The following is a 15,886-nucleotide window of genomic DNA, read 5'->3' on the forward strand; positions in this document are numbered from 1 at the left end:
CGTGGCAGCCTGTCGCCCATGGACATCGCCGCAACGATTCTGCTGGCCCTCGGCGCCCTCGTCGTCGGTGCGCTGCTGGGATGGCTCGGGCACGCGCAGCGCAGCACCTCGGCCGTGCGCGAGTCGGACCTGGAGGCCGTGCGTCTGCGCGCCCAGGTCGAGTCGGCCGAACGCCAGGTGGAGGCCGCGCGGGACCGCGCGGACGAGCAGATCGCCGACGCACGGGAGCGTGCCGCCGAGCAGATCGCGGCCGCCCGCACCGAGCAGGAGCACGCGCGGCGGCAGTTCCAGGCGCTCGCCGGCGACGCGCTGGACGCCAACAGCAAGCGGTTCCTGGAGCTGGCGGAGGAGCGGCTCAAGCGGTCGGCGTCGGCCGGGGAGCAGGCCCTCGCCCAGCGCGAGCAGGCCGTGAAGTCGCTGGTGGACCCGCTGACCAAGGCTGTCGAGCTGGTGCGCAGCGAGGTGCTCCAGGCGGAGAAGGCCCGCATCGAGGGTCAGGGCGCCCTGGTCGAGCAGATGCGCAACGTCGCCGAGGTCTCGACCGACCTGCGCAACGGCACGGCGGACCTGGTCACGGCGCTGCGCTCGTCGCAGACCCGCGGCGCGTGGGGCGAGCTGCAGCTCCGCAAGGTCGTGGAGTCCGCGGGCATGATCAACCGCGTCGACTTCACCGAGCAGGCGCAAGTCACCACGGAGGACGGCATCCTCCGCCCGGACATGGTCATCAACCTCGCCGGCGGCAAGCGCGTCGTCGTCGACTCCAAGGTCGCGTTCCTGGGCTTCCTGGAGGCCCAGCAGTCCGACGACGCCGCGTACCGCGAGCAGCGCCTCGACGCGCACGTGCGGCACATGCGCAAGCACGTGGACGACCTGGCCGGCAAGAAGTACTGGAACCAGTTCGAGCCGGCACCGGAGTTCGTGGTGATGTTCGTGCCCGCCGAGGCGTTCCTGTCGGCGTCCCTGGAGCGCGCGCCCGAGCTGCTGGAGTACGCGGCGCAGAAGAACGTCATCATCGCCACGCCCACCACGATGCTCGCGCTGCTGCGCACCGTCGCGTACGCCTGGCGGCAGGAGGCCCTCGCGGAGAACGCGCAGCGGGTGCTCACCGTCGGCAAGGAGCTCTACGCGCGCCTGGTCACGATGACCGGCCACGTCACCCGGACCGGCCGCGCGCTGGAGTCGGCGACCAAGAGCTACAACCAGATGATCGGCTCGCTGGAGCGCAACGTGCTCACGTCGGCCCGCCGGATGGTCGAGCTCGACGTGGTCGACGAGAAGGACGGCATCGAGGAGATCCGGGGCATCGAGGAGGTGCCGCGGCCGATCACCAAGCCCGAGCTGCTGGCCGCCGAGGAGGGCGGCGTCGTCGCGATCGACCGGGCGCTGGACCAGGAGGCCGACGGGATCCTGGTGCAGGCGCTGGAGGTCACCGAGCTCGCGGTGACCGACAAGCGCGCACTGGAGGCGGTCGAGGACGCGGCAGCCAAGAAGAACGCGCACAAGGACAGCGCGGCGGGCTGACCGACCGACGTCGGGCTGCGGGCCGCACCACACCGGTGCGGCCCACAGCCCAGACAACGGACCTCAGGCCTGCGGGAGCTCCTTGCGGGCCTCGCGGCGCGGGCGCTTGGGCTCCTCGCCCGCGGCCTTGAGGCCGGCGCGCAGCTCGCGCGGCAGCGAGAACATGAGGTCCTCGGTCGCCGTCCGCACCTCGTCGACGGTGCCGAAGCCGTGCTCCGCGAGGTGCGTGATGACGTCCTGCACCAGGATCTCCGGGACCGACGCACCCGAGGTCACGCCGACCGTGGTGACGCCCTCCAGCCACTCGTCCTTGATCTCGGTCTTGCGGTCCACGCGGTACGACGCGGTGGCGCCCGCCTGGAGCGCGACCTCGACGAGCCGCACCGAGTTGGACGAGTTCGCCGAGCCGACCACGATGACCAGGTCGCACTCGGGCGCCAGCTTCTTCACCGCGACCTGGCGGTTCTGCGTGGCGTAGCAGATGTCGTCGCTGGGCGGGTCCTGCAGCGACGGGAACTTCTCGCGCAGCCGGCGAACAGTCTCCATGGTCTCGTCCACGGAGAGCGTGGTCTGCGAGATCCACACGACCTTGTCGGGGTCGCGCACCACGACCTGGTCCACCTCGTCGGGCGAGTTGACGATCTGCACGTGCTCGGGCGCCTCGCCGGCGGTGCCCTCGACCTCCTCGTGACCGGTGTGCCCGATCAGCAGGATGTCGTAGTCGTCCTTGGCGAACCGCACGGCCTCCTTGTGCACCTTGGTGACCAGGGGGCAGGTCGCGTCGATCGTGTCGAGGCTCCGCGCCACGGCCGATGCACGCACGGCGGGCGACACCCCGTGCGCCGAGAAGACGAGCCGGCTGCCCTCGGGCACCTCGTCGGTCTCGTTGACGAAGATGGCGCCGCGCTCACGCAGCGTCTCGACCACGTGCTTGTTGTGGACGATCTCCTTGCGCACGTACACGGGCGCGCCGTAGGTCTCCAGGGCCTTCTCGACGGCGACCACCGCGCGGTCCACGCCGGCGCAATAACCACGGGGTGCAGCCAGCAGGACGCGCTTCGTCTTGGTCCGGGCAGGGCGCTCAGGGCTCGTGACACTCACAGGTTCAGTCTAGGGGCGGTGTGCGGAGGGCTTGTGTCGGTGGTGGGTGGCAGGGTTGGACACGTGACGGAACCGACCCAGCAGACCCTCCCGACCGAGCTGCCCGCCAAGGCGCTCGACACCACGCCCTCCAGCCCCTGGCCGGTGCGCGTGCTCTCGGAGAAGATCAAGGGCTACATCGACAAGATGCCGCCGGTCTGGGTCGAGGGCCAGGTGGTGCAGTTCAACCTGCGGCCCGGTTCCGGCATGCAGTGGCTCACGCTCCGCGACACGGACGCCGACGCATCCCTGCCCGTGACGATCTTCTCGCGCGTCCTGAGCACCCTGGCGCAGCCGCCGGCCGAGGGCGACCACGTCGTGGTGCACGCCAAGCCCGTCTTCTGGACCAAGCGCGGCACCCTGCAGATGCAGGCGAACGAGATCAAGGCCGTCGGCGTGGGCGAGCTGCTGGCCCGGATCGACGCCCTGAAGAGGGTGCTCGCCGCGGAGGGCCTGTTCGACGCCTCCCGCAAGCGCAACCTCCCGTTCCTGCCCGCCGTCGTCGGGCTGGTCTGCGGGCGCGAGTCCAAGGCGGAGCACGACGTCGTGGTCAACGCCCGCGCCCGCTGGCCCCAGGTGCGGTTCGAGATCCGCGAGGTCGCGGTGCAGGGCGTCAACGCCGTCCGCGAGGTGTCGAACGCCATCACCGAGCTCGACCAGGACCCGCGGGTCGACGTCATCGTCGTGGCGCGCGGCGGCGGCTCGGTCGAGGACCTCCTGCCGTTCAGCAACGAGTCGCTGGTGCGCACGGTGTCGCAGGTCCGCACGCCGCTGGTCAGCGCGATCGGGCACGAGACCGATGCACCGCTGCTCGACCTGGTCGCCGACTACCGCGCATCGACCCCCACCGACGCCGCCAAGCGCATCGTGCCCGACGTCTCCGAGGAGCGGCTCCGCCTGACCCAGGCCCGCTCCCGCATGCGCGGCGCGGTCGCGGCCATGCTGGACCGCGAGCAGCGCGGGCTCGACGGCGTCCGCTCGCGCCCCGTCCTCGCGACGCCGCAGACGATGCTGGAGTCGCGCGAACGCGACGTCCTCCAGGCGATCCGGCACGGCCGACACGCCCTCGACGCGCTGCTCCTGCGGGCGAGCGGCGAGATCGGCCGGCTCGGCGCCCAGGTCAGGGCGCTTTCTCCCGCCTCGACCCTGGAGCGCGGCTACGCCGTCGTGCAGCGGGCGGACGGCCACGTGGTGCGGAGTCCCGACGACGTGACGGTCGGGGCCGGCGTGCACGTGCGCCTGGCCCAGGGCGCGGTCGACGCGGAGGTCACCGCGACTATTCCCTAGGCCGGCGCACCAGCCGGTGTGAAGGTGGCGAGATGGACGCCCATGCGCTCGACCAGGCCCTGCGGGACCACTGGGGGCTGGACGCGACCACGGTCACCACCCTCGACGGAGGCATGAACTCCAGGACGTGGCTGGTTCGCGCCGGTGACATCTCCTACGTCGCCAAGCGGGTCTCCGCGGCGGACGTCGAGCTGCTCGCAGCAGGCTGCTCGGTCGCCGAGCGGCTCGGCCGCGCGGGCCTGACGACGGGCAGTCCGGTGCGCACAGTGCTGGGCGCGCTCGTCGCGCCGGGCGAGCGGCTGGCACTCCTCCAGCACGTCCCCGGCCGGGAGCTCGGCGGCACGACGGCCGAGGAGCAGCGCTGGATCGGGACCACCCTGGCCCAGGTGCACCACGCCGGCGCCCCCGCCCGACAGAAGCCGGGCACCAGCGGGTTCTACGGCTGGCTGACACCCGACGCGCCCGGCGCGAGCGACCACCCCTGGCTCCCGCGCGCGGTCGAGCAAGCCCGTTGCGCGACCCACCGCCTGACCGTCACCTGGTCCGTCCTGCACACCGATCCCGCGCCCGAGGCGTTCCGGTACGACGCCGCCACCAGCACCGTGGGCCTGATCGACTGGACGGGCGCGTGCCGCGGCCCCGTGCTCTACGACGTCGCCTCCGCCGTGATGTACCTCGGTGGGCCGGAGCGAGCCGGCAAGTTCCTCGACGCCTACTCGGCCGCGGGCCCGCTCGACGAGTCCGAGCTGGGTCACCTCGACGCGTTCCGCCGCTTCCGCTTCGCGGTCCAGGGCGCCTACTTCGCCCGGCGGCTGGCCGAACGCGACCTCACCGGCATCCGCGACGACAGCGGAAACGAGAGCGGGCTCCAGGACGCCCGGCGCGGTCTGGACGGTCTCGCACCTCGCACACCCAACGAAGAGAAGTAGAGGCCAGAACCTGTCCGCCTCTCCTGGAAAGGTAGCTGTCATGACCGAGAACACCGCACTCACCCCGTTCCGCATCGACATCCCCCAGGCCGATCTCGACGACCTGCACGACCGGCTCGCCCGGACGCGGCGGCCGGTCCCCGTCCCCGGCCGCGACGACCGCACGGACTTCAGCCGCGGCATCCCGCAGGCCTACCTCACGGAGCTCGCCGAGTACTGGCGCGACGGGTTCGACTGGCGCGCGCAGGAGGCGGCGCTCAACGCCTACGAGCAGCTCACCACCGTCGTCGACGGCCAGACGTTCCACGTCGTGCACGTGCAGTCGGCCAACCCGGACGCCATCCCACTTCTCCTGAACCACGGCTGGCCGGGCTCGTTCGTCGAGTACCAGCGCCTCATCCCGCTGCTCACGGACGACTTCCACGTGGTGATCCCGTCGCTGCCGGGCTTCGGGTTCTCGACGCCGCTGTCGGGAACGGGCTGGGAGGTCGCGCGCACGACCGAGGCCTACGCCGAGATCATGACGCGGCTCGGCTACGAACGCTTCGCCGCGCACGGCACCGACATCGGCGCGGGCACCACGGGCCGGCTGGCCGCGCTCTACCCCGAGCGGGTCATCGGCACCCACGTGGGCAGCGACGGCAGGTCGCTCGGGATGGTCGGCGACAAGTTCCCGTATCCCGAGGGCCTGACCGAGGACGAGATCGGGCAGATCGAGGCGGTGCGCGCCAAGGACGCGGCCGAGCGCGGCTACTTCGAGATGCAGAACCACCGCCCCGACACCATCGGCGCGGCCCTGGTCGACTCCCCCGTCGGGCAGCTCGCGTGGATCGCCGAGAAGTTCCAGACCTGGACCAACCCCGCCCACCCGACGCCGGACGAGTCGGTCGACCGCGACCAGCTCCTGACGAACGTCAGCCTGTACTGGTTCACTCGCAGCGGCGCCTCCAGCGCGCAGTTCTACTACGAGGCCGAGCACTCGGGCCTCGACTGGCTCGCCCCCTCGGGCGTGCCAGCGGCCTGGGCGGTGTTCGACACCCACCCGCTCATGCGCCGCGCGCTCGACCCGTGGAACGCCGTCAGCCACTGGAGCGAGCACGCCGAGGGCGGGCACTTCCCCGCGATGGAGGAGCCCGAGCTGCTCGCCGACGACATCCGCGACTTCTTCCGCAGCCTCGACTGAACCGGCTCCGGCCGGGCCCGGTCCCACGCCCGGCCGCGCCGGGCGTGACCCTGGCCACACCCTCTCGATAACATAGCATCGCAGTGTTATGTTTTGGGGGTTCGAGCAGACCGTGGAGAAGAAGGAGCAGGACGATGACCGTCAAGCTGGTGCACCCCGAAGGCGTCCACCGCGTCGACGTCCACCACCAGGTGGCCGACACGCAGGGTTCGCGCACCGTCTACCTGGCCGGCCAGGTGTCGTGGGACACCGAGGGCAACCTCGTGGGCCGGGACGACGTGGCCGCACAGGCCGAGAAGGCCTACCTCAACATCGCCGCCGCGCTCGACGCGGTCGGGGCGACGGCGGCCGACCTGGCCAAGGTCACCGTCTACATCGTCGACCTCGACGCGGACAAGGCCGAGCAGTTCGTCATCGGGCGTGAGCGGGCGGCCGCGAAGCTGGGCGTCGAGTTCCAGCAGCCGAGCACCTGGATCGGGGTCACCGCGCTGGCCGCACCGGGCTACGTGGTCGAGGTCGACGCCATCGCCGTGCTGCCCTGAGGCGGGCGCAGCGCGACCCAGCCGGCCTTGACCGAGCGCCGGCACACCGCGGGATCGTCGCCGGCCGCGACGATCACCGCGGTGAGCAGGGGAACACCTGAGGCAAGGGTGCGCCGGGAGGCGACCCGGCTGACGACCAGGGACACGATCCCGTGGCTGACCGTCCAGACCTCGGTGGCGAGCCGCTCGGGGTCGGCGTCCTCGGCGATGCGGCCCGCGTCGCGACAGCGCCGCGCGGCGCGCACGAGGTAGCCGAGGGTCGACTCGGCGGCCTCGACGTCCTCGAGCTCGACGGTCGCGTCGAACATGACCCGGTAGAGGTCGGGGAACTCGAGCGCGTTGACCACGTAGGCCGCCACCCCGGCCACGAGGTCCTCGACGGGGTCGTCCGGCACGACGAGGGTCTCGAACCGCGCCGCCAGCCGGGTAAAGCCCTCCTGGCGCAGCGCGCGCCACACCCCGTCCATCCCGCCGAAGTAGGTGTAGACCGCCATCGTCGAGACCCCGGTCCCGTCGACGAGCGACCGCAGCGTGATGGGTTCGCGCTCGCGCAGCATCCGCGCCGCACGCTCCAGGAGCTGCGTGCGCACCGCCGGGTCCTTCTGCCTCGCCATGCGGGAATCCTATGACATGGCACTGCCATGAAAAGAGCGCGCCGCGCCCCTAGCCCCGGCGCGCCGCGCCGCTAGCCCCGGCGGGCCACGAACACCCACTCCAGGCCCGGCCGGTCGGGCGCGTCCAGCACCTCCTCGACCGTGAACCCGGCGGCGGCCAGCGACGCCTCGACCTCGTCGCGCTCCCGGAACCGCAGCGTCGAGACCGAGGTGACCACGTCGCCGTCGGGCAGCAGGCCGGGCGGGAAGCGGTAGGTGTGCTGGAAGGTGACCAGCGGGAGCGCGACCTCCAGCAGCTCGGTCCAGGTCTCGACCTCGCCGACGCCGGGGATCGTGCGGCGGGCCGACCAGTGCTCGCGCGTCCAGCGGAGCCAGGCCTGGCGCGCGGGGACCCTCGTCTCGAACACGAGCACCCCGCCGGGCCGGAGCGCGTCGTGGACCGCCGCGAGCGCCCGCGCCCAGTCGTCGTCGCCGGTGAAGACCTGTGCCACGTTGCCCGTCATCGTGGCGAGGTCGGCCGCGAGGCCCAGTCCGGCGACGGCGTCGGCCCCGCCCTCGACCCAGGTGACGTCCTCGGCGCCGGGCTTGCGGCGGGCCACCTCCAGGGAGGCGGCGGCGGGGTCGACGCCGGTCACGGCCAGGCCCCGCGCGGCCAGCAGCAGGGCGAGCACGCCGGTGCCGCAGCCGACGTCGACGACGCTGCGGGCGCCCAGCCGCTCGGCGAGGCCGGCGTACAGGTCGAGGTCGCTGCGGTCGTCGTCGAAGGCGTCGTAGAGGCGCGCGAGGCGGGGGTCCACGAAGATCGGGTCGGGTGTGGTCATGGCAACAATGTTCACCTACCGTCGGACCCGGCCCAAGATCATTCGGTCGCGTACGGTCGGGAAGGTATCGAGGCGCGCGGCCGAACGAGTCACCGGCCGCGCCCGGACGACCGGTGTCTCCCCCGGGGAGATCTGCGCTACCCCCAGGAGAGCACGATGACAGGCGATGTGGACACGCTCGATGACGCCGCGGAGGTCTTCGCGTCGGCCCGCCGCCGGCTGTTCGGCATCGCCTACCGCATGCTCGGCTCGGCCGCGGAGGCCGAGGACGTGGTGCAGGAGACCTGGGTGCGGTGGCAGACGACGGACCGGTCGGTCGTCGTCAACCCGCAGGCGTTCCTGACGACGGCGGCGACCCGGCTGGCGATCAACGTGCTGCAGAGCGCGCGGTCGCGGCGCGAGACGTACGTCGGACCGTGGCTGCCGGAGCCGGTGGACACGAGCGCGGACCCGACGCTGGGTGCGGAGCGCGCCGAGGCCCTGGACGTCGCGGTGCTGGTGCTGCTCGAGAAGCTCTCCCCCACGGAGCGCGCCGCGTACGTGCTGCGCGAGGCGTTCGACTACGGGTACCCGGAGATCGCCCAGATCGTGGGGGTCTCCCCCACCGCCACCCGCCAGCTCGTGAGCCGGGCCCGCAAGCACCTCGTCTCGGAGCGCAAGAACACGGTGAGCGACACGGCCCGGCGCGACCTGCTCACGGCGTTCCTCGCCGCGGCCCGGGTGGGCGACGTCGCCCGGCTGGAGCAGCTGTTCGCCGAGGACGTCGTGACGCGTGCCGACAGCAACGGCCGGGCCAAGAACGTCGCCCGGGTCGCGGTCCAGGGTCGTACCAAGGTGGCCCAGGTCCTGTCGTCGTTCGCGGAGGTCTTCTGGGCGGGCATCACCACGCGGCCCATCGAGGTCAACGGCGCCGAGGGCTTCGCGATGGAGCGGGACGGCGCGCTGGTCGGCGTCCTGTCCGCGACCGTGTCCGAGGAGGGCGTGCAGGAGCTGATGTGGCAGATGAACCCCGACAAGACAGCGCCGCTCCGGCGGGCCTGGGCGGACCAGGCCGCGCCGGAGGCGGGCACCGGGGACGCTACGCCTGAGCCGCCCGCCACTGCTCGTAGCTGACCTCGCCGAGCTGGGCCTCCCCCGCGGGGACGAGCTCGGCGTCCTTGAGCTCCGCGCCGAAGTAGGTCGCGCTCGGGTCGGCGACCACCTCGCGGGGGTCGTCCTTCGAGGCGAGGTGCTTGCGCACGATCTCGTCGAACCCGAAGGTCTCGGGGCCGGCGATCTCGATGGTCGCGCCGAGCGGCGTGCCCGCGGCGGTCCGGCCGACGAACCTGGCGACGTCCGCCGAGGCGATCGGCTGGAAGCGGACGGGCGCGATGTGGACGACGCCGTCGACGGTCGCCGTGTCGGCGATCGAGGCGAGGAACTCGAAGAACTGCGTGGACCGGACGATCGACCAGCCCGAGCCGGAGGCCTTGACCAGGTCCTCCTGCACGACCTTCGCGCGCATGTAGCCGGAGTCGATGCCGTCGGCGCCGACGATCGAGACGATCACGTGGTGCTGCACGCCGGCCTTCTTCTCCGCCTCCAGGAGGTTGGTCGTCGAGGTCCGGAAGAAGTTGGTGACGTCCTCCTCGGCGAACGACGGCGAGTTGCTGAGGTCGATCACCACCTGCGCGCCCTCGAGCACCTCGTCAAGACCCTCACCGGTCAGGGTGTTCACGCCGGTCTGGGGCGCGGCGGCAACCGCCTCGTGCCCGTGCGCCTCCAGATTCTTCACTACCTGGCTGCCGACGAGGCCCGTGCCGCCGATGACCACGATCTTCATGGTGTGCTCCTTGGTTGGCGATGTTCGCGGACGGGCCCGGACGGCCCGTCACGTGTTCGACCGGGAGCACCCCGGATCTGTGACAGACGCCGCCAGGACGCCTCGTGCGTGGTTGCTACGGTTCCCGTGTGACGACCATCCGACACGTCCTGTTCGACGCCGACGGTGTGCTCCAGCAGGTCCGCGGCGGCTTCTACACCGCGGCCGAGACGGTGCTGGGCGAGCACGCCCGCGCCGTGCTGGACGAGGCGTCGGAACGCGAGCGACCGCTCCTGGCCGGCGACGAGGACTTCCTGCCGGTGCTCGCGCAGGTGCTGCGCGAGCAGGGGCGCGAGGACGTCGCCGCCACCGACCTGTACGCGGCGGTGTGGCAGAACACCGAGCCGTCGGCGGAGTCGTTCGACCTGGTCCGACGCCTGCGCGCGGCCGGCTACGGGGTGCACCTGGGGACCAACCAGGTGAAGCGCCGGGCCGAGTACATGCGCACGGTGCTCGGGTACGACGACGTGTTCGACGTGAACCTGTACTCGTGCGAGCTCGGCGTCGCGAAGCCGGACCCGGCCTTCTTCGAGAAGGCAGCCACCCGGATCGGGGCCGACGCCGCGTCGGTCCTGTTCGTCGACGACCACCCCGCCAACGTCGACGGCGCCCGGTCCGCCGGCATGGCCGCGGTGCACTGGTGCCTCGACGAGGGCCACGACGCGCTCGTGGACCGGCTCGCCGCGCACGGCGTGCACCCGGCCGGCTAGCGCTCCCGGTCGACCCGCCGCTCGTCCCACACGGGCTCCGGCGTCTCGCGCACGATGCCGTCGGAGCCGAAGACCAGGTACCGGTCGAACGACCGCGCGAACCAGCGGTCGTGGGTCACGGCCAGCACCGTGCCGTCGAAGGACTCCAGGCCCTCCTGCAGCGCCTCGGCCGACTCCAGGTCGAGGTTGTCGGTGGGCTCGTCGAGCAGCAGCGCCGTCGAGCCCGCGAGCTCCAGCAGCAGGATCTGGAACCGGGCCTGCTGGCCGCCCGACAGCCGGTCGAACGGCCGCTCGGCCGCCACGGTGAGCTCGTAGCGCCGCAGACGCGCCATCGCCTTGCCCTTGTCCTGCGCGTGGTCCTCCCACAGGATGTCGAGCAGCGCGCGCCCGAACAGCTCGGGGTGCGCATGGGTCTGCGCGAAGTGGCCGGCGACCACGCGCGCGCCCAGCTTCCAGGAGCCCGAATGCGCCACGTCGCCGCCCGCGAGCAGCCGCAGGAAGTGCGACTTGCCCGACCCGTTCGAGCCCAGCACCGCGACCCGCTCGCCGTAGAAGATCTCCAGGTCGAACGGCTTCATGAGCCCCGTGAGCTCCAGCCCCTCGCAGGTCACGGCCCGCAGGCCGGTGCGCCCGCCGCGCAGGTGCATCGTGATGTCCTGCTCGCGCGGCGGCTCGGGCGGCGGGCCGACCTCCTCGAACTTGCGCAGGCGGGTCTGCGCCGCCCGGTAGCGCGAGGCCATGTCGGGGCTGCTCGCGGCCTGGTTGCGCAGGGTCAGCACGAGCTTCTTGAGCTGCGCGTGCTTCTCGTCCCAACGCCGGCGCAGCTCCTCGAACCGCGCGAACCGCTCGCGCCGCGCCTCGTGGAACGTGGCGAACCCGCCGCCGTGCACCCAGGCGTCGGCCCCGGCCGGGCCGGGCTCCAGCGACACGATGCGGTCGGCCACCGTGGAGAGCAGCTCGCGGTCGTGCGAGACGAACAGGACGGTCTTGCGGGTGGCCTTGAGCTGCTCCTCCAGCCACCGCTTGCCCGGCACGTCCAGGTAGTTGTCCGGCTCGTCGAGCAGCAGCACCTCGTCGGTGCCGCGCAGCAGCGCCTCCAGCACGAGCCGCTTCTGCTCGCCGCCCGACATGGTCCGCACCTCACGGAACTGCGCCCGGTCGTAGGGCACGCCGAGCGCGGCCATGGTGCACACGTCCCACAGTGTCTCGGCCTCGTAGCCGCGCACCTCGGCCCAGTCCGACAGCGCCTGCGCGTACGCCATCTGGGCGTCCTCGTCGTCGATGGTGAGCATCGCGTGCTCGGCCTCGTCGACCGCCCGCGCGGCCTGCTGCAGGCGCGCGTCGGAGACGGAGACCAGCAGGTCGCGCACCGTGGTCTCGTCGCGCACCGAGCCCACGAACTGGCGCATCACGCCGAGCCCGCCGCTGACGACCACGGAGCCGCCGTGCGGCTCCAGCTCACCGGTGATCAGGCGCAGGAGCGTCGTCTTGCCCGCGCCGTTGGGGCCCACGATCGCCGTCGCGCTGCCCTCGCCCACGCGGAACGAGACGTCCCCCAGGAGGGTCCGGCCGTCCGGCAGGTGGTACTCGGCGTGCGCTACTTCCAGATGACCCATGGGTCACCATGGTCCGATGCCGGACCGGCCTGGACCAAACTGATTCCGGGCCGGCCGCCGGAGCCACCTGTCGAACCTGTGGACGGCGGACCCCGGATGTCGGCGGTGTGCTGTTGACTGTTCCCCGTGAGTACAGATGCTGTGACCGATGCAGGCGAGCCGGTGAGGACCCCCGACGTCGCCTCCCTCAGCTACGAGCAGGCGCGCGACGAGCTCGTGCAGGTCGTCGGGCGGCTGGAGGCCGGTGGCGAGCCGCTGGAGGCGTCCCTGGCGCTCTGGGAGCGCGGGGAGGCCCTGGCCGCCCGCTGCCAGGAGTGGCTCGACGGCGCCCGCGAGCGCCTCGCCGCCGCGCAGAACGCGTCGACGGCCGCGGCCGATTCGGAGGACGCCGAGTGAGCGCGCACGTCCTTGCCGTGGGCGAGGCCCTGGTGGACGAGGTGCGCCGGCCCGACGGCTCCTCGGCCGAGCATCCCGGCGGCAGCATCGCGAACGTGGCGCTCACGCTGGGCCGCCTGGGCCGGGAGGTCCGGCTGGCGACGTGGCTCGGGGCCGACGCGCGGGGCGACCTCGTGCGCGGCTGGCTCGCGGAGTCCGCGGTCGGCCTGGTCGAGGGCAGCGACGGCGCGGAGCGCACGAGCGTCGCGGTGGCCACGCTGGACGACGGCGGCTCGGCCAGCTACGACTTCGACCTCACCTGGCAGGTCCCCGCGGAGGCGCTGCAGGACGCCGGGGCCGGCGACGCGCTCGCCGTCCACACCGGCTCGATCGCGGCGATGCTGGAGCCGGGCGCGACGCAGGTGCGCCAGGTGCTCGAGGCCGCGCGGGGCACGTCGACCACGACCTACGACCCGAACGCCCGGCCCGCGATCATGGGCCCGGCCGACGAGGTGCGCCCGCGCGTCGAGGCGCTCGTGCAGCTCTCGGACGTGGTCAAGGTGAGCGACGAGGACCTGGCCTGGCTCTACCCGGACACCGACCCGGTGGCCGTCGCCCGCGACTGGCAGCGCGGCACGCCCGCGCTGGTGGTCGTCACCTTCGGCGGCAAGGGCGCGGTGGCCGTGTCCGACGCCGGCGAGGTCGAGGCCGTGGCGCCGAGCGTCGAGGTGGTCGACACCGTGGGCGCCGGCGACTCGTTCATGGGCGCCCTGATCGACGGCCTGTGGGAGCACGACCTGCTGGGCTCGGCCCGGCGGGACGCCCTGAACGCCGTCGACGTGGCGACGGTGCGGCGGCTGCTGGACCGCTGCGTCGCCGTCGCCGCGATCACTGTTTCCCGGGCGGGCGCCAACCCGCCGCGTCGCGAGGAGGTCGGACTGTGAGCACCATCCAGAACCCGGAACGGCTCAGCCCCAGCGAGGCCTGGACCCGGCTGCGCGAGGGGAACGAGCGGTTCGTCGCGGACGCCCCCGCGCACCCGTCGCAGAACGCGGACCGGCGGCGTGAGCTGCAGGCCGCGCAGCACCCGCACACCGTGATCTTCGGCTGCTCGGACTCGCGCGTGGCCGCGGAGATCATCTTCGACCAGGGCCTGGGCGACGTGTTCGTGGTGCGTACCGCGGGGCACGTCGTGGACACCACGGTGGTCGGGTCGATCGAGTACGGGGTCGAGGTGCTCGGCGCGTCGCTCGTGGTGGTGCTGGGGCACGACTCGTGCGGTGCCGTCGCCGCCGCCGCGCACACGCTCGCCACGGGCGAGCAGCCGCCCGGGTTCGTCCGCGCCGTCGTGGACCGGGTGATCCCGTCGATCGCGAGCATCACGTCGGGCGACCCCGCCCAGGCGATGACCGCGCTGTCCGACCAGAACGTGCTGCGCCGCGAGCACGTGAAGCACACGGTCGGCATGCTGCACGGCTACTCGGCGGCGCTGGCGAGCGCGGTCAAGGAGGGCCGGTGCGCCGTCGTCGGCCTGGAGTACGACCTGGCCGAGGGCAGCGCGCGCATGGTCGACGTGATCGGCGAGGTGGGCGAGCGGCCCTGACCGCCGGGCGACCGGAAGGGCTCGGGCGGGCCGGGGTGACACGAGTCACGCGCTGGGATGCGTCACCCGCCCGAGCCTGCGGCACGATAGACCCATGACTGCTGACACCGTCGTCTCGTCGGGCTCGACCGAGCCCGGCGACACCAACGCCGCATACCGCATCGAGCACGACACCATGGGCGAGGTCCGCGTCCCCGCGAACGCCCTGTACCGAGCGCAGACGCAGCGTGCCGTCGAGAACTTCCCGATCTCCGGCACCCCGCTGGAGCGCGCCCACATCGAGGCGCTCGCCCGGGTGAAGAAGGCCGCCGCCACCGCCAACGCGGAGCTCGGGGTGCTCGACCAGGACATCGCCGACGCCATCGTCGCCGCGGCCGACGAGGTCGCCTCCGGCAAGCACGACGGCCACTTCCCGGTCGACGTCTACCAGACCGGCTCGGGCACGTCGTCGAACATGAACACCAACGAGGTGCTGGCGACGCTCGCCACCGCCTCGCTCGGCAAGGACGTGCACCCGAACGACCACGTCAACGCGTCGCAGTCGTCGAACGACGTGTTCCCCACCTCGGTGCACGTCGCCGCGACGTCGGGCGTGGTCAACGACCTGATCCCCGCGCTGACCCACCTGGCCGACGCGCTGCAGGCCAAGTCCGACGAGTACGCGACCGTCGTGAAGTCCGGCCGCACGCACCTGATGGACGCCACCCCGGTGACCCTCGGCCAGGAGTTCGGCGGGTACGCCGCCGCGATCCGCTACGGCGTGGAGCGCCTGCAGTCCGCGCTGCCGCGCGCCGCTGAGGTCCCGCTGGGCGGTACCGCCGTCGGCACCGGCATCAACACCCCCGCCGGGTTCCCGCAGCGGGTCATCGCGCTGCTCGCCCAGGACACGGGCCTGCCGCTGACCGAGGCGCGCGACCACTTCGAGGCGCAGTCCGCGCGCGACGGCCTGGTCGAGCTCTCGGGCGCGCTGCGCACCATCGCGGTCTCCGTGACCAAGATCTGCAACGACCTGCGCTGGATGGGCTCCGGCCCCAACACCGGCCTGGGCGAGATCGCGCTGCCCGACCTGCAGCCGGGCTCCTCGATCATGCCGGGCAAGGTCAACCCGGTCATCCCCGAGGCCGTGCTCATGGTCTGCGCGCGCGTCATCGGCAACGACGCCACCGTCGCGTGGGCCGGCGCGAGCGGCTCCTTCGAGCTCAACGTGCAGATCCCGGTGATCGCGCAGGGCGTGCTGGAGTCGATCCGCCTGCTGTCGAACGCGTCGCGCGTGCTGGCGGACAAGACGATCGTGGGCATCACCGCCAACGTCGAGCGCGCCCGCGCGCTGGCCGAGTCGTCGCCGTCGATCGTCACGCCGCTGAACCGCGCGATCGGCTACGAGGCCGCCGCCAAGGTGGCCAAGCACGCCGTGAAGCAGGGCATCACCGTGCGCCAGGCCGTGGTCGACCTTGGCTTCGTCGAGCGCGGCGAGGTCACCGAGGAGCAGCTCGACACGGCGCTCGACGTGCTGTCGATGACCCGCCCGCCGCAGGCCTGAGCCACCCGGTACGCACAGCAGAGGGCCGCTTCCGGTCGGTAGCGGCCCGCGGGGGTACGGCGGGGGGGGGCGGCGACCGGGGTGGCCCCGGCGGCCGGGGTCGGGGCGGGCCCGGGCCGCCCGGCCGGCCGGGGGGGGTGTGGT

Annotated in this window: 16 protein-coding genes; 11 read left to right on the plus strand and 5 right to left on the minus strand. The window is 72.7% G+C overall.

What is annotated here, in order from left to right:
- The first annotated feature begins 18 nt into the window (after nucleotides 1–18).
- Nucleotides 19–1,521, plus strand: coding sequence for a DNA recombination protein RmuC (gene rmuC / locus ACFWEJ_RS04725; RefSeq protein ID WP_377228053.1), 1,503 nt, complete (start codon nucleotides 19–21; stop codon nucleotides 1,519–1,521).
- Nucleotides 1,522–1,584: 63 nt separating this feature from the next.
- On the opposite strand, the gene ACFWEJ_RS04730 is transcribed toward rmuC, so the two are convergent.
- Nucleotides 1,585–2,622 carry a 4-hydroxy-3-methylbut-2-enyl diphosphate reductase gene (locus tag ACFWEJ_RS04730; protein ID WP_377228054.1) on the minus strand — a complete coding sequence of 346 codons (1,038 nt, stop codon included), beginning with the start codon at nucleotides 2,620–2,622 and terminating at the stop codon, nucleotides 1,585–1,587.
- Nucleotides 2,623–2,685: 63 nt separating this feature from the next.
- Between ACFWEJ_RS04730 and xseA the strand changes: the two genes are divergently transcribed.
- From xseA to ACFWEJ_RS04750, 4 genes are all read left to right on the plus strand, one after another.
- Complete coding sequence (xseA, locus tag ACFWEJ_RS04735) at nucleotides 2,686–3,948, plus strand: exodeoxyribonuclease VII large subunit (protein WP_377228055.1); 1,263 nt, start codon at nucleotides 2,686–2,688, stop codon at nucleotides 3,946–3,948.
- A gap of 32 nt (nucleotides 3,949–3,980) precedes the next feature.
- The gene (locus ACFWEJ_RS04740) at nucleotides 3,981–4,877 is read left to right on the plus strand and encodes a phosphotransferase enzyme family protein (RefSeq protein ID WP_377228056.1); all 897 of its coding nucleotides are present in this window, start codon (nucleotides 3,981–3,983) and stop codon (nucleotides 4,875–4,877) included.
- Nucleotides 4,878–4,917: 40 nt separating this feature from the next.
- Nucleotides 4,918–6,060, plus strand: coding sequence for an epoxide hydrolase family protein (locus ACFWEJ_RS04745; RefSeq protein WP_377228057.1), 1,143 nt, complete (start codon nucleotides 4,918–4,920; stop codon nucleotides 6,058–6,060).
- A 134-nt stretch (nucleotides 6,061–6,194) separates the two neighbouring features.
- Nucleotides 6,195–6,602, plus strand: a complete 408-nt coding sequence (locus ACFWEJ_RS04750) for a RidA family protein (protein ID WP_377228058.1) — start codon at nucleotides 6,195–6,197, stop codon at nucleotides 6,600–6,602.
- Here ACFWEJ_RS04750 and ACFWEJ_RS04755 read toward each other — a convergent pair.
- Entirely contained in the window at nucleotides 6,563–7,216 is a 654-nt protein-coding gene (locus ACFWEJ_RS04755) for a TetR/AcrR family transcriptional regulator (RefSeq protein ID WP_377228059.1), read from the minus strand. The genes ACFWEJ_RS04750 and ACFWEJ_RS04755 overlap by 40 nt on opposite strands.
- A 71-nt stretch (nucleotides 7,217–7,287) precedes the next feature.
- Nucleotides 7,288–8,037, minus strand: coding sequence for a class I SAM-dependent DNA methyltransferase (locus ACFWEJ_RS04760; RefSeq protein ID WP_377228060.1), 750 nt, complete (start codon nucleotides 8,035–8,037; stop codon nucleotides 7,288–7,290).
- Nucleotides 8,038–8,193: 156 nt separating this feature from the next.
- Here ACFWEJ_RS04760 and sigJ point away from each other — a divergent pair, with 156 nt between their 5' ends.
- A complete protein-coding gene (gene sigJ / locus ACFWEJ_RS04765) occupies nucleotides 8,194–9,150 on the plus strand; it encodes an RNA polymerase sigma factor SigJ (RefSeq protein WP_377228061.1) in 957 nt (318 codons plus the stop codon).
- Here sigJ and ACFWEJ_RS04770 read toward each other — a convergent pair.
- Nucleotides 9,116–9,859: an SDR family oxidoreductase gene (locus tag ACFWEJ_RS04770; RefSeq protein ID WP_377228062.1), complete on the minus strand. Its 744-nt coding sequence runs from the start codon at nucleotides 9,857–9,859 to the stop codon at nucleotides 9,116–9,118. The two genes, sigJ and ACFWEJ_RS04770, sit on opposite strands and share 35 nt — an antisense overlap.
- Before the next feature lie 128 nt (nucleotides 9,860–9,987).
- On the opposite strand from ACFWEJ_RS04770, the gene ACFWEJ_RS04775 reads away from it, so the two are divergent.
- The gene (locus ACFWEJ_RS04775) at nucleotides 9,988–10,608 is read left to right on the plus strand and encodes an HAD family hydrolase (RefSeq protein ID WP_377228063.1); all 621 of its coding nucleotides are present in this window, start codon (nucleotides 9,988–9,990) and stop codon (nucleotides 10,606–10,608) included.
- Here the strand turns inward: ACFWEJ_RS04775 and ACFWEJ_RS04780 are convergent.
- Nucleotides 10,605–12,224 carry an ABC-F family ATP-binding cassette domain-containing protein gene (locus ACFWEJ_RS04780; RefSeq protein WP_377228064.1) on the minus strand — a complete coding sequence of 540 codons (1,620 nt, stop codon included), beginning with the start codon at nucleotides 12,222–12,224 and terminating at the stop codon, nucleotides 10,605–10,607. The two genes, ACFWEJ_RS04775 and ACFWEJ_RS04780, sit on opposite strands and share 4 nt — an antisense overlap.
- 141 nt (nucleotides 12,225–12,365) lie before the next feature.
- Between ACFWEJ_RS04780 and ACFWEJ_RS04785 the strand changes: the two genes are divergently transcribed.
- The 4 genes from ACFWEJ_RS04785 (at nucleotide 12,366) to ACFWEJ_RS04800 (ending at nucleotide 15,742) form a co-directional block, all read left to right on the plus strand.
- Complete coding sequence (locus tag ACFWEJ_RS04785) at nucleotides 12,366–12,620, plus strand: exodeoxyribonuclease VII small subunit (protein WP_377228067.1); 255 nt, start codon at nucleotides 12,366–12,368, stop codon at nucleotides 12,618–12,620.
- Nucleotides 12,617–13,543 (plus strand): carbohydrate kinase, encoded by a 927-nt coding sequence (locus ACFWEJ_RS04790; protein WP_377228065.1) that lies wholly within the window; start codon nucleotides 12,617–12,619, stop codon nucleotides 13,541–13,543. The genes ACFWEJ_RS04785 and ACFWEJ_RS04790 overlap by 4 nt, the downstream gene beginning before the upstream one ends.
- A 5-nt stretch (nucleotides 13,544–13,548) precedes the next feature.
- Nucleotides 13,549–14,202, plus strand: coding sequence for a carbonic anhydrase (locus tag ACFWEJ_RS04795; protein WP_377228068.1), 654 nt, complete (start codon nucleotides 13,549–13,551; stop codon nucleotides 14,200–14,202).
- 94 nt (nucleotides 14,203–14,296) lie between these two features.
- Complete coding sequence (locus ACFWEJ_RS04800) at nucleotides 14,297–15,742, plus strand: class II fumarate hydratase (protein ID WP_377228066.1); 1,446 nt, start codon at nucleotides 14,297–14,299, stop codon at nucleotides 15,740–15,742.
- The last annotated feature ends 144 nt before the right edge of the window (nucleotides 15,743–15,886 follow it).

It is taken from the genome of Promicromonospora sp. NPDC060204 (assembly GCF_042728455.1).
Lineage (GTDB): Bacteria > Actinomycetota > Actinomycetes > Actinomycetales > Cellulomonadaceae > Promicromonospora.

Excerpts from the sequence above, each read along its gene's own strand:
- ACFWEJ_RS04760 (WP_377228060.1), bottom strand. The coding sequence starts at position 8,037 with ATGACCACACCCGACCCGATCTTCGTGGACCCCCGCCTCGCGCGCCTC.
- rmuC (WP_377228053.1), top strand. The coding sequence starts at position 19 with ATGGACATCGCCGCAACGATTCTGCTGGCCCTCGGCGCCCTCGTCGTC.
- ACFWEJ_RS04740 (WP_377228056.1), top strand. The coding sequence starts at position 3,981 with ATGGACGCCCATGCGCTCGACCAGGCCCTGCGGGACCACTGGGGGCTG.
- ACFWEJ_RS04780 (WP_377228064.1), bottom strand. The coding sequence starts at position 12,224 with ATGGGTCATCTGGAAGTAGCGCACGCCGAGTACCACCTGCCGGACGGC.
- ACFWEJ_RS04770 (WP_377228062.1), bottom strand. The coding sequence starts at position 9,859 with ATGAAGATCGTGGTCATCGGCGGCACGGGCCTCGTCGGCAGCCAGGTA.
- ACFWEJ_RS04750 (WP_377228058.1), top strand. The coding sequence starts at position 6,195 with ATGACCGTCAAGCTGGTGCACCCCGAAGGCGTCCACCGCGTCGACGTC.
- sigJ (WP_377228061.1), top strand. The coding sequence starts at position 8,194 with ATGACAGGCGATGTGGACACGCTCGATGACGCCGCGGAGGTCTTCGCG.
- ACFWEJ_RS04800 (WP_377228066.1), top strand. The coding sequence starts at position 14,297 with ATGACTGCTGACACCGTCGTCTCGTCGGGCTCGACCGAGCCCGGCGAC.
- ACFWEJ_RS04755 (WP_377228059.1), bottom strand. The coding sequence starts at position 7,216 with ATGGCGAGGCAGAAGGACCCGGCGGTGCGCACGCAGCTCCTGGAGCGT.
- ACFWEJ_RS04745 (WP_377228057.1), top strand. The coding sequence starts at position 4,918 with ATGACCGAGAACACCGCACTCACCCCGTTCCGCATCGACATCCCCCAG.